Raw genomic sequence first — 12745 nt, forward strand, 5'->3', positions numbered from 1 at the left:
TTCTGGAGAGCAAAAAAGCGCGCTTAAAGCATGCGCTCAAGCCAAACAGGTTACTTTGCTTGGACCCAATTGTTTGGGCTTGCTGATCCCTCATATTGGTTTAAATGCGAGCTTTTCACATACAGTAGCAAGCCCAGGTAAAATTGCATTTGTATCGCAATCAGCAGCAGTATGCTCAACCATTTTAGATTGGGCTAAAAACAAAGAAATTGGATTTTCATATTTTGTATCGGTAGGTGATTGCCTTGATATAAACTTTAATGAACTACTCGACTTTTTAGGTCGTGATGCTAAAACCAAAGCTATTTTACTCTACATTGACAACATTGAAGATATTCGTGGCTTTATATCAGCAGCAAGAGCTGCGGCCTTTAGTAAACCTGTAATTGCAATTAAAACAGGTAAAACAAGTGCAGGCGCACTTGCAGCCGAAATTCACACCGGCGGAAAGCAAAGCTCTGATGCTGTTTACGATGCGTTATTTCAACGAGCGGGTATGCTGCGCGTAAATGATTTACGAGAGCTATTTGCAGCGACACAAACACTCGCCATGCATCCAAAATTATTAAAAGTAGAGCAACTAACAATTTTAACTAATGGTGGCGGCCCGGGTGTTATGGCCGTTGATGAGCTAATTCAAAGCTCCGGTAAATTAGCAGAACTAAGCATTGAAACCCGAAATGCGCTAAATAAAGTAATTCCGCAATCAGAAACCACCTCAAACCCTGTGGATATTTTTGGCGACTCTGCACCTGCGCGTTATAAGCAAGCATTAGAAATTTTACTGCACGCAAAAGAAGTTAAAAACTTACTGATTATCCATACTCCCTCAGCGCTTGCGCCCAGCGAAGACTACGCCAACATTATTGTAGAAACCTTACAAACATTACCCAAAATGGCACGCCCTTACGTTATAACTAATTTTATGGGTGAAGACGCATCTTACGCCGCCAGAAAAGTGTGCTCAAACAACGCAATACCAACTTATAGAACACCAGAGGGTGCTGTTGGCGCGTTTATGCACTTGGTAACGTATCGCCGTAACCAAAAGCATTTAACGCAAACACCTGAGTCGAATACAGATGACGCAAAAATAAATAAAGTAGCAGCTAAAGCGCTTATTAATGAGTTTTTAGATGACGGACAAAGCTACTTACCTACCCATCAGGCAAGCCAAGTATTAAATCACTATGGTATTACATGCATTCAAACTGAGGTGGCTTACACCCCAACAGAAGCCAGAGAGCAAGCCATAGAACTTGGTTTTCCGGTCGCGTTAAAACTTATTAGCCCAAGTATTGCTTCAAAGTCTGAAGTAGGTGGTGTGGTGCTTAACTTAAACGACGCGAACGAGGTTGAACAAACTGCTTTTGCAATGCTTATCCGTATTAAAAACACTTATCCGGATGCTGTTATTGAAGGATTTTCATTGCAAAAAATGGCGCCGCGAGCAGGCGCAAATGAGCTGCGAATTGCGATTAAAACTGAGCCTAATTTTGGTCCTGTTATATTATTAGGTGAAGCAGGAACCGGCCTTGAATATGCGCAAGCCGCTGTTGCTCTGCCTCCACTAAATATGAACTTAGCAAAGTATTTAATTGCCGCAGCGCACGATAAAGGCGTACTAAAGGAGCGCATATTACCCGAAAAAGTTGATAAGTATCGTTTGTGTGCACTGCTAACGCGTATTTCTCAGTTAGTTATTGATCAACCTGACATAAGCTCAATGGAACTTAATCCTATACTTGCCAGTAATGGACAGTTTTTAGTGCTCGATGCCACCATGACACTTAGCCGTTATCAAACTCAGAGCAATCGTAAGCGCTTATCTATTCGTCCCTACCCTATTGAACTTGTTGAAGTGGTAACACTTAAAAACAACACCCAAGCTACGCTCAGACCAATAAAGCCAGAAGATGAACAAGCTCATAAAGTATTTGACGAGTCACTTAATAAAGAAGACAGATATAAACGCTTTTTTGGCGAACTACCACAATTTAACCACGATCAACTCGCTAAAATGACGCAAATTGATTACGACCGTGAAATGGCGTTTATTGTGTGCCAACGCTTTGAAGGTAAAACTCGCACATTAGGTGTGTCTCGCGTCATTATGGACCCCGATAACCTGCATGCTGAGTTTGCCATTGTAGTACGCTCAGATTGCCAAGGTTTAGGGCTTGGTCGCATACTAATGAGTGCAGCAATTAACCACTGTAAACGTCAAGGTGTGGAATCGATTGAAGGCATAACCTTACCAGAGAATACAGGGATGATTGAGCTTGCCCGTAAGTTAGGTTTTAAAATTAGTCGCGACTTTGAAGAAGGCAGTATTAATATGGTACTTAAACTTAAATAATGAATGAACCACACACTTTAAGACAAAAAATGGCTTGCCTGTTTGAAGGCACAGGCCAGTACCATCGAGCAGGACATATTCTTGATATTGCACTCATTAGCTTAATAATGATTAACGTTGTAGCCATTGTTATTGAATCAATCCCAAGTGTGGCAGAGCAGTATTACAACGAATTCTTAGTTTTAGAAATTGTCTCGGTCGCTATTTTTGCTATTGAGTACTTAGCCAGACTTTGGGCTTGCGTAGATAAAACACAATATGCAGCAATGGAAGGGTCTCATACCAAACGTCGGCTTAGCTATTTTTTCTCCCCTTTGGCAATTGTTGATTTAATTGCGATTTTACCAAGCTTAATGATGTTTTTATTTCCTCTCGATTTACGTTTTTTACGCGTGCTCCGACTATTAAGGGTATTTAAACTCACTCGCTACTCACGCGCCATGCAGCTACTTTTAAAAGCCTTTAACGATGAAGGTAGTTCATTAATGGCTGCTTTTTTTATTATGGCCGTCGTGCTTATTTTAGCTTCATGCGGAATTTACTTAATTGAGCACGACATACAACCCGATAAATTTGGCTCGATTCCCGCAGCTATGTGGTGGGCAATGGCAACATTAACAACCGTTGGTTATGGCGATGTAGTACCTATAACACCATTGGGTAAGTTTTTCGGCGGGGTTATTACACTACTGAGCATGGGAATGGTTGCGATACCTACCGGTTTACTGGCGTCTAGTTTTTCAGAACAAATACGTAAACGCCGTCAATTTTTTGAAGATGCCGTACATGAACAAATTCAAGATGGCACTCTTAATGATACTCAACAAGAACACCTAGAAGAACTACGCTATAAATTAGGCTTGAGTAAACTAGAAGCTAATAAGGCCATTAAAACGCAGTTGAATGAGCATAATAGCCATTTGTTTTGCAGGCACTGCGGTAAAAGGCCTTAAATAAGTACTGCTATTATTAATTAAATATATCACTCCAATTGCGATTAATAAGCGGGAGTACTTCGGTATTAGGTACCGGTTTACTAAATAAGTACCCTTGAAAATGCATGCATCCTCGCGCCTTTAAAAAGGCGAGTTGGTGCGAGCTTTCTACGCCTTCAGCTACACATTCTTTACCTAAACTATCTGCAAGCGCGAGTATTGATTGAATAATAGCTTCATCGTCAGAATCTATGCCTATGTCTTGTACAAAGCTTCGATCTATTTTTAATACATCAATAGGAAAACGCTTTAAATAAGTAAGCGATGCGTAACCTGTACCAAAATCATCCATGTACAATCTACAACCCAACTTTTTAAGTTGTTCCATGCTGTGTAGCGCTTCTTTTGAATCACGCATTAATATTGATTCGGTTATTTCAAAAACAATTGCCTCAGACGACACTCCTGAATTACTTAACGCTTTTTTAATTTCAGGAACAAGGTCTTTAAACTCAAAATCAAGAGCCGATAAATTAATAGATAAATACAGGCTAGGTGAGGCTTTTCGCCACTCTTTTAGCTCTAATAAAGCGCGCGCAAAAGTCTGCAGCATAATTTTTGTAATTAGGCCTATACCTTCTGCTGCCACCGAAAACTCTTGAGTTTGCACAAGCTTATTTTCAGGCCAACGCAGCAGTACTTCAAAGCCTTCTGTTTTTTGACTTTCAGCGTTAATGATAGGCTGGTAGTAATTACAAAATTCTTCTTCTTGATACGCTTTAGTTAGCTGAGACTCAAGATGCAACGCTCTTTGAACATGCTGATTCATCTCTTGCTTATAAAACTGATAACGCCCCTCTAAAGAGTCTTTTGCATGATATAACGCTATGCTCGCAGCTTTTAAAAGCGCAGAGCCTTGCTGTGCATCATCTGGTGATATAGACACACCAATACTTAAATTAACGTTTACAACTTGGCCATTAATCGTAATATTTTGATTCACACAATCCATCAACTTAGTGCATATAATGAGTACTTGTTCGATTTGCTGAATATCTTCCACCAGCACTACAAATTCATCGCCACCAAATCGAGCAACACTATCAGACGGACGCAAGGAGCATTTTAAACGCTCAGCAACTTCTTTAATTAGCTCATCAGCAACTGCATGCCCCAAAGAGTCATTAAAGTATTTAAAACGCTTAATATTTATATGTAATAAAGCAACTTTACATTCGTGCAATTTTGCTTGCTCAAGGGCGTGTTCAACGCGGTCATTAAATAATGTACGATTTGGCAACCCTGTTAAGGCATCGTAGTTGGCCAATAAGTGCAGCTCATTTTCGGCTGATTTTTGTGCATTTATATCGGTTAAAATAATGACATAGCTATTAAGGCGCTGTTCGTTATCGGCCACTGCACTTATTTTCACAAGTACATGGCGTGGCTCACCACTTGCTAAAACTACACTGTCTTCACACGAAAAGTGCTCTCCAATGGATAGCTTTTGCATTATGCGTAAATAATCAAAACGATTGCTGCGCGATATACCTAAATTTAATGCTCGACTAGATAACGACTCAGCGGAGAAGTTAAAGGCGGTTTGCAGTGATTTATTAGAAGCCCGAATATTTAAATTTTTATCGAGGATAAACACCCAATCACGTGTTTGCTCAAATGCTGCCGTAAATAGTAAAGCGTGTTCTTCAAACACCATCTCACGGGTCATATTTGTGTAGGTACCCGCTACTTTTTGTGGCGTTTTATCATCCCACTCAACTACTTTTCCAAAATCCTTATACCAGCGCCAATAGCCTTTTGCATGGCGCAGGCGGTAGGTGCAATTAAAGTAACCTTTATCGGTAGATAAAAACTCAAGCCACTCTAAGCGAAATAGCTGTTTGTCTTGCGGATGAATTTTAGATAAATATTCGTCAAGGCTCACGGTTTCATTTTCGTAGCCTAACTCACTCGCTAAGCGAGGTTGGTAAATACTTGGATTGCTTGATTCCCAATCCCAAACACCCGATTCGCTGCCTTCAAGCGCTAGTTTTAAACGCGCTTCGCTTTCTTTACTTTCTTTATTTGCTGCCAATAAAATACGCTGAATTTTATTACGGCGCATAACCCACATAGCAACAAAGCCAATAAACAGCATGCCGTAAAGCACCATAAAATAAGGTGCACGCCAAAGCGGATACTTTACTTTTATTTTTAAAATAGCAGGCGAGGTATATTCGCCAGTCAGGGGGTCTTTAGCCCAAACTTTTAATTGATAATTACCTGGATTCAATTTTGGAAACAATACACGGTTGTTATTTCGGGTATAACTTTTTTGTCCGTTATCGAGTTGATACTCATAAATGATGCGTTCTTGATTACTAAATGCCATGGCCGAAAATGCAACTTCAAGCCCTATATCATCATGGTTTAACACAACCTCGTTGAGCGGTTGTTTTAAATCAAGCGATAAATCTCGTGACATTAAATCAACTCGCGTAATATTTACGTGATCAATAAGCGACTGATAGTTTTGGTTTTCCATTGGATGAAAATAAGTAAAACCTTTTAAGCTACCATACGCAATATGGCCATCTTTGAGCTGTGCCATGGCGTTGCTATTAAACTCAGCAGAGAGTAGCCCTTCTGATGTAGAAAATTGCTGAAAATGAAGTGTTTCTGGGTTTAATCGCCAAATGCCTTTATGGCTACTCATCCAGATCATGCCATCATCATCTAGCACCATATCGTATAGCAGAGTGCCTAATTTATTCCTCTCTAAATCGATTGTATGGACTAATTGATAAGTAGATGCGTCAAGGCCTATTAAGCCGAAATTAGAAAGTGATATCCACAATATATTGTTGTTATCAATTAAGTAAGAAAGCACACTAATGGCTACGTTTTCATGCTGTTTTGGCACTTTATAAATCATTTTAAGTGCTAAATCACTTGGGTTTACTTGGTATAAAATACCGGCATTAAAAAATAATGGTGAATCTGGTTTATTGCTCAGCGCAGGTAAAAAACCATGGGCTAAAAAGGGTTCAAATTGATCAAACTGGCCACCCAAACGCGTTATTACTTGAGAATCTATATTGTATATAAATACCCCATGATCTGAGTGCACAAAGTATAGATCGCCATTTGGCATTAATGTAACGCCATGTACCCTACCGGTAATTAACTCCTGATTAGCAGGGTTATGTACTTTAGGTTCGCTAACTTGATGCGTTACAGGGTCAAAAATAAACAAACCACGATTTGTATAAAGCCATAAATTATTTTTATAAGGCGTTATTTCATATACGGTAAACTCAGTGGTGAGTAAGTCGACTTTGTAATCTTTTAAATAAGCTTTACCAATATTTGTTTTTAAATCAACCTCGGTAATACCGTTATGCGTTGCAAGCCAAAGCTTGTCTTTATATTCGGTAATCCCCCAGATAGAGTGATGCGATAAACCATCCCCCCCGAGCAAAGTGCCATCGACATTATTAAAATGATAGCTGTCATGAGATAAATAAAACGCACCATCAGTCTTAGTCGCAACCCATGTACCACCCGATTTATCTTTAGCCATATCAATAATACTGGTATCGGCAAGTGTGTACTTACTTTGGGCTATTCGAGTATTTTTAATCATCTCCCCGGTGTTTAAATCAAATTTAAACAAGCCTTTATCGGTAGCTAAATCTATTTTTCCGTGTTCGTTTACTATGCTCCAAACATTTAGGTCACTTAGTAATACCTTACTTTCAAAAGGTAAATCGGGGCGTTCAAACATTTTTGATAAGTTACTAATATCAACTTCGTATAAACCTTGGACCGCCCCTACTAACAACTGTTTATTTTCACCTAATGCGAACGACTTAACATTATTTTGGTAAATATGCTCAGCTTCACCTTTTAAGTGCTGTAGGGGTCTAACTTGCTCTGTTGCAATATCAAATACGTATGCGCCATGGCTTGTACCTATAAATATATAACCATTGTAGGCAAAGAGCTTTCTCACAAGGGTGTTTTTATATTTAGCCGGAAGCTCAAAAATAGTTGTGATTTTTCCGGTTGCTATATCAAGCTTTGCAAAGTCGCGGCCTCGGCCAATCCAAAGTGTTTTTTTATCAACGGCCACCATACTAAAAACAGACTGATTGATAATTTCTTCTTCACTGGTAGGTTTTTCTAGAAATTGCTGATATGAATCTGTTACGGGGTCGTATCTAAATAGGCCTGCAAGTAAAGAGGCTATCCAAATGTGCCCTTGAGGGTCTTGGTAAATACGATCAATGATCGCTTCTTCTAATTCACCATTAGGGCCGTTTATTGGAATAACTTGATAGCCATCATAACGATTAAGCCCAGCCTCAGTAGAAAGCCAAAGGTAACCATTAGTGTCGATAAGCATTGTATTAACGTAGCTTTGCGATAAGCCTTCGCTTGGAGATAAACGTTTTACTTGTGCGCCTACTTGGCAACTTAGGATAGTTATTAAAACTACAAAGCAACTAATGATCCCATTAACGCATTTACTCATGCTTATTCCATATTATTATTTATTATTATGGGTACTCTAGAGCGACTATATTTCGATGTTTGTAAGTATCAAAAAGTACTTGTAAAGCAAGAGTATATGTTAACACCTGGTTAAAACCAATAGCACAATATAAATCAACTACGTTTTTATATGCGAAGGTATTAATCATCTTATCTTGCGACTTTAAGAGTGTTGATAATAGCTGTTTAGCAACACCTTTACCGCGATGTTCCAGCGCAACAAACACGGTAGATAAAAATAAGAACTCTGTTTTATCTTGCAACCTACATGCTGCAACTATTTCATTATTATAGTAAGTAACCCATACCTTATCTTGTTTATTAGCCCGCCCTCTTACATTATGTTTTTTATAAAATTTATTAACGAGTGGAACTTTTAGCCCATCCAGCAACTCAACTATATACATTTTTATATCAACACTTAGCTAAGCATTAGCGCTAAATACTGCTCAAATTTTTGCTTCAAAACCATTTGTTCAGCCATTGGACGGCTATGGATTGTATTATAAACTTGCTCTCTCGTTTTTTTATTTCGCTTAATTTGATACGCCCAAAAAGACGCTTCATAATCTAACTGAATTTGGTATTTTTCTTCACGTGGCAATAAGCATAAATTAAAACTCACAATACTTCCTCATTCGCTTTTAAAATTATTTGATTAACCCCGAAACTGGGCAAGAGGTAATCTCCTTGTTATTATACGCGTCTTATTTTATTTATTTCTGTAGTAATTGGAACTGATAATGAATAGACATTTTAGTATCTTGTTATTATTGGTAAATTTATTTTTTAGTGCCTCTTGTTTTAGTCATCAATACAACCTCACTTTTAATCGTCCGCAAAGTACACCACAAGCTGATTATGCCTTAGAGTTATTAAAGTTAGCATACGCAGATATCGGTTTTAAAATACATATAATCGATTTTAGCCACCAAAATGCTTTGCTAGCTGCAAATAATGGCGTACTTGATGGGCAGTTAGGAAGAGATGCAAGCGTTGAAGAAAATTACGAAAACTTAATTAGGGTCGATTATGAGCTCTTTAAGTTTGACTTAGTATTGTATAAAAACTGTTTACCTAGCAGTTTAGAACAGCTCGATAGCGTCGCAATTGTTGATGGCTACCCTGTCCAAGAACATTATTTAGCAAGCACACAGTTTGCAGGGAATATTATTAAAGTTAAAAGCATGAATACCCAACTTAATTTGCTTGCTCAGAAAAAAGTACAGGGAGCTTTAATGATTAACTTTATAATGCAAAACAATGAGCTACCTTCACCTCAAGGTTGCTTTGAAAAAGAAGTGTTGAATACTTATCCGCTTTATCATTATTTAAATAAGCGTAATGAAAACTTGGTAGAAAAGCTTAAAATGTCATTAATTAACTTAACTAACAATGGCACTGTATACGCACTAAGAGCCAAGTATGGATTAAGCTTTTAAAAGTCGAACCCTTGCTGCTGCGCCTGTGTGCTTGGCACTGCATTTTGCTGCTTTTTTTGAAGATAACGTTTGTAGCGCTGCTGGCACAAACTAAGCACCTTCTTTTTTTGGTCGTTAGTTAAGGTATTCCACGAAAAGCGTTCATCCCGACTACGATAACACCCTTTGCAATACCCTCTGTTATTAACTAAGCAAATACTCTTGCAAGGACTTGGAATATCAAATATTTCAATTTGTTGCATGCATAAGTACCGCCCAGTTGAAGAGGAGGTATTAGTATAGCGTTATTTTTGAGCAAAAAAAAAGCAGCAATTTAATTGCTGCTTAGTTTCATTGAGCTGTGAGTATTAATGTTCACAGCTATTAGTATTTATCTCTGTTTTACGGTGAAATGGCTTAGCGTACATAGCTAGCACTAATGGTTTTAACTCTTCAGGTACACAGGCTAAACGTTGTTCAAATGTCGCTGTATCAGGAGAGTCTATTACCGCATCTTTACAACCACCAGCGATGTAATTGCCTGGGTGTAAATAAAACGAATCAACAATTTGCCTATCAATTGTTTTAGCAAGCTCTTCAGCACTATCACATTTAGATTCAATTGGTTGCCCAAATGCTAAATGCACGTGCCCTTTAGCAGTACTAAAGCCTTCAACAATGCTCGCAATATCTTCACCAGCCGATTTAACGTACTCACCATGATGTTGCTTGTGGTAAAGCTCTTTGGCTTTGGCAATTGCACACGGCTCATATTGATAAGAAATAGAAACAGGCACTATTTTTAACTCTTTAATATAATCGCCAAACTCTTTCTTTTGTTTACGCCCATTTAATTGCAGCATTTTTAAAAGCGCAGGATCAGTTTGATCAAAACCGTCTTTTGCACGCCCTTCTTTTTGCGCAATCCAAATAGAATTTCCACCGACCACAGAATCATAAATGTATGACGATAATTGGGTCAGTGCTTTTAACATCTCTTTTGGTGCTTTAGCAGAGCGCTTAACTATAAAGCTTTTATTTAGACGCATAAGCTCAGTAATGTAAGGTATTTGCAATAAATTATCGCCAATAGCAATACGCACTGTTTTCATTTTATGTTGGTATAAACCCCAGTTAACTAATGCAGGATCAAGCACTATGTCTCTGTGGTTTGAAATAAATAAATAGGCCTGGTTAGCATCTAACTGTTCTAACCCAGAAAAGGTAACTTTTGATGTGGTGCGTTTCACTAGTTTATCTAAGTATTGTGCCACTTCATTTTGCACATCTTCAACGGTGCTTACTTTGCCCCATTTTTTGCGTAACTGACTTCTTACCATTGGACGCGCAATAAAAGGCACTGCCGATAAAAAGCGCGGTAAATTATACTTTGCTATTACATCAATAAACGCATCATCGTTAATTAAACGTGTAAGCGACGCCGCAACTTCGTCGTCGTTGTATGGGCGTATATCTGCGTATTTATCTTCTAATTCACTCATTACTACATCTACAATGTTAAAAAACGGTACGCCAAAGCGCACCGTTTATGTCTATATCCGATTATAACTCAGCCAATCTAAAATGCGAAATAACCAAAAAAACGATTTTTATTTTTAGCAACTTGCTTTAAAGCCGAGTTTAATTACCTTCTATGACCATGAGCTTGCTTAAAAGTGCAAAAATCTGATCAGTCTAGCAAAATACCATGTTCTCAATCTGCTAGTGGGCAGACCACTAATACAAAGCCCTCTAATCATTTGGTAGTAATACCATTAACAAAGCCTTTCTTTCGTAGTACCTTAAGCTCGTATTTTAGATTTTTGATGGATCGTAGGCATCTTTTTACGATTTTAACTCTTTCAGATCCACTTATTTTAGGGCTCATAATGAACATTACTATTCTTGATAACGCAACGTTAGCTAAAACGTCTCTTACTGGTATTGAACAACTTGGTAAATTAACGACTTATGAACTTACTAGCCCAGAGCAAGTTATTGAACATTGCCAAGGTGCTGATGTATTAATCACTAATAAAGCCGTTTTAAATCGCGACACTATTAGCAAACTTACACAGCTTAAATTAATTTGTGTAAGTGCAACTGGTACTAATAATGTTGATCTAGAAGCCGCTAAAGAATTTGGTATTGCCGTAACTAATGTAGCTGGCTATTCAACACCTTCTGTTGTTCAACATACGTTTTCTTTAATTACTAACTTACTGGGTAACACACACCGCTATCAGGCGGATTGCCAGCAAGGCGCGTGGCAAAAAAGTGAAATGTTTTGCATACTCGATTACAGCTTTAACGACTTACAAGGTAAAAAATTTGCCATTATAGGCGGTGGTACACTAGGTAAAGGCGTTGCTAAAGTGGCTGAGGCATTTGGCGCAAATGTTATTGTTGCAGAGCGCAAAGGTGTTAAATGTCGCGATGGTCGTACGCCTTTTGAAGACGTCATTAAAACAGCCGATATAATCAGCGTACACTGCCCTCTAACAGATGAAACACGTGATTTAATTGCACTTAATGAGCTTAAAATGATGAAGCCAAGCGCTATAATTATTAATACAGCACGTGGTGGAATTATTAACGAATCCGACTTAGCTACAGCGCTTGAGCAAAACCTAATTGCTGGAGCCGGTGTTGATGTACTAACTAAAGAACCTGCTGAGCTTTCAAACCCACTTGCTAATTACAAAGGTAATAACCTTTTACTTACTCCACATATAGCATGGGCAAGTACTGAATCTATTGTGCGTTTAATTAATGAAGTAAGTTTAAATATTGCTGCATTTAATAAAGGCGAATCACGTAACCGCTTGGTGTAGTGATTTTATTGTAGTAATCAAATAAGCTAAAAAATGGCTGTTTTTACTAATACATTTAATATTTTATTAGATAAAAACAGCTTAACCCACTTAACAAACTGATTAATAACAGCTTATAAATATGGTCTACTCTTTGCTTTAATACAGCTAATAACCAATTAAAAATCTTATTAAGGTAAATAAAAATGAAAAAATTACTTTTAGCAGCCGCTTTAATCGCTCCATTTTTAACAGGCTGTGTTATTGCCGTATCAGATGGTGAAGCTGAGACTCATTGGGCTGGTAAGAATTCATCTAGCTGGCAAGCACAACATAAAAATAATCGTGAAGCTATATCAGAGCTAAAAATGGATAGCAGTTATCAATCTGTTTTAACGCAATTAAAAACGCCTAATTTCACAGAGCTATTAAAAAAAGATGACGATGTATACCAAGTACTTTTTTATGTAACTCATAGTAAGCATTCAGATTCTAAAACAACGAAAGATGAATGTACGCCACTTGTATTTAAAAATGATAAGTTAGTGGGCATTGGTGAAACCGCTTTAGGTATGATCACGCAGTAACCTATAATACCAATCCGCAATAATACTTAATCATTTTGCGGGGCTAAACGTGTCGCTACCTGTGTTAAAAAAC

Annotated in this window: 10 protein-coding genes; 5 read left to right on the plus strand and 5 right to left on the minus strand. The window is 38.0% G+C overall.

Going from position 1 to position 12745, the window contains the following annotated elements; genetic code table 11:
- The coding region (locus CXF89_RS17355) for a bifunctional acetate--CoA ligase family protein/GNAT family N-acetyltransferase (RefSeq protein WP_121955315.1) at positions 1-2359 on the plus strand (2359 nt) is incomplete at its 5' end.
- The gene (locus tag CXF89_RS17360; protein WP_024590672.1) at positions 2359-3312 is read left to right on the plus strand and encodes an ion transporter; all 954 of its coding nucleotides are present in this window, start codon (positions 2359-2361) and stop codon (positions 3310-3312) included. The genes CXF89_RS17355 and CXF89_RS17360, both read left to right, overlap by 1 nt.
- A 16-nt stretch (positions 3313-3328) precedes the next feature.
- Here CXF89_RS17360 and CXF89_RS17365 read toward each other — a convergent pair whose 3' ends face one another.
- The 3 genes from CXF89_RS17365 to CXF89_RS17375 are packed head-to-tail and all read right to left on the minus strand — an operon-like array spanning position 3329 to position 8476.
- Positions 3329-7831 carry an EAL domain-containing protein gene (locus CXF89_RS17365; protein WP_024590671.1) on the minus strand — a complete coding sequence of 1501 codons (4503 nt, stop codon included), beginning with the start codon at positions 7829-7831 and terminating at the stop codon, positions 3329-3331.
- A gap of 25 nt (positions 7832-7856) precedes the next feature.
- Positions 7857-8258: a GNAT family N-acetyltransferase gene (locus CXF89_RS17370; RefSeq protein ID WP_010553303.1), complete on the minus strand. Its 402-nt coding sequence runs from the start codon at positions 8256-8258 to the stop codon at positions 7857-7859.
- A gap of 14 nt (positions 8259-8272) precedes the next feature.
- Positions 8273-8476 carry a DUF3283 family protein gene (locus CXF89_RS17375; RefSeq protein ID WP_002962585.1) on the minus strand — a complete coding sequence of 68 codons (204 nt, stop codon included), beginning with the start codon at positions 8474-8476 and terminating at the stop codon, positions 8273-8275.
- 118 nt (positions 8477-8594) lie between these two features.
- Between CXF89_RS17375 and CXF89_RS17380 the strand changes: the two genes are divergently transcribed.
- The gene (locus CXF89_RS17380) at positions 8595-9293 is read left to right on the plus strand and encodes a type 2 periplasmic-binding domain-containing protein (protein ID WP_024590669.1); all 699 of its coding nucleotides are present in this window, start codon (positions 8595-8597) and stop codon (positions 9291-9293) included.
- Here the strand turns inward: CXF89_RS17380 and CXF89_RS17385 are convergent.
- The gene (locus tag CXF89_RS17385; RefSeq protein WP_007586940.1) at positions 9290-9535 is read right to left on the minus strand and encodes a DUF1289 domain-containing protein; all 246 of its coding nucleotides are present in this window, start codon (positions 9533-9535) and stop codon (positions 9290-9292) included. The two genes, CXF89_RS17380 and CXF89_RS17385, sit on opposite strands and share 4 nt — an antisense overlap.
- Before the next feature lie 105 nt (positions 9536-9640).
- Entirely contained in the window at positions 9641-10774 is a 1134-nt protein-coding gene (locus CXF89_RS17390; protein ID WP_024590668.1) for a 1-acyl-sn-glycerol-3-phosphate acyltransferase, read from the minus strand.
- A 387-nt stretch (positions 10775-11161) separates the two neighbouring features.
- On the opposite strand from CXF89_RS17390, the gene CXF89_RS17395 reads away from it, so the two are divergent.
- Positions 11162-12106, plus strand: a complete 945-nt coding sequence (locus CXF89_RS17395) for a D-2-hydroxyacid dehydrogenase (RefSeq protein WP_121955316.1) — start codon at positions 11162-11164, stop codon at positions 12104-12106.
- A gap of 185 nt (positions 12107-12291) precedes the next feature.
- Positions 12292-12672 carry a DUF3192 domain-containing protein gene (locus tag CXF89_RS17400; RefSeq protein WP_121955317.1) on the plus strand — a complete coding sequence of 127 codons (381 nt, stop codon included), beginning with the start codon at positions 12292-12294 and terminating at the stop codon, positions 12670-12672.
- Positions 12673-12745: the final 73 nt, after the last annotated feature.

It is taken from the genome of Pseudoalteromonas sp. MelDa3, from assembly GCF_002863625.1.
Lineage (GTDB): Bacteria > Pseudomonadota > Gammaproteobacteria > Enterobacterales > Alteromonadaceae > Pseudoalteromonas > Pseudoalteromonas arctica.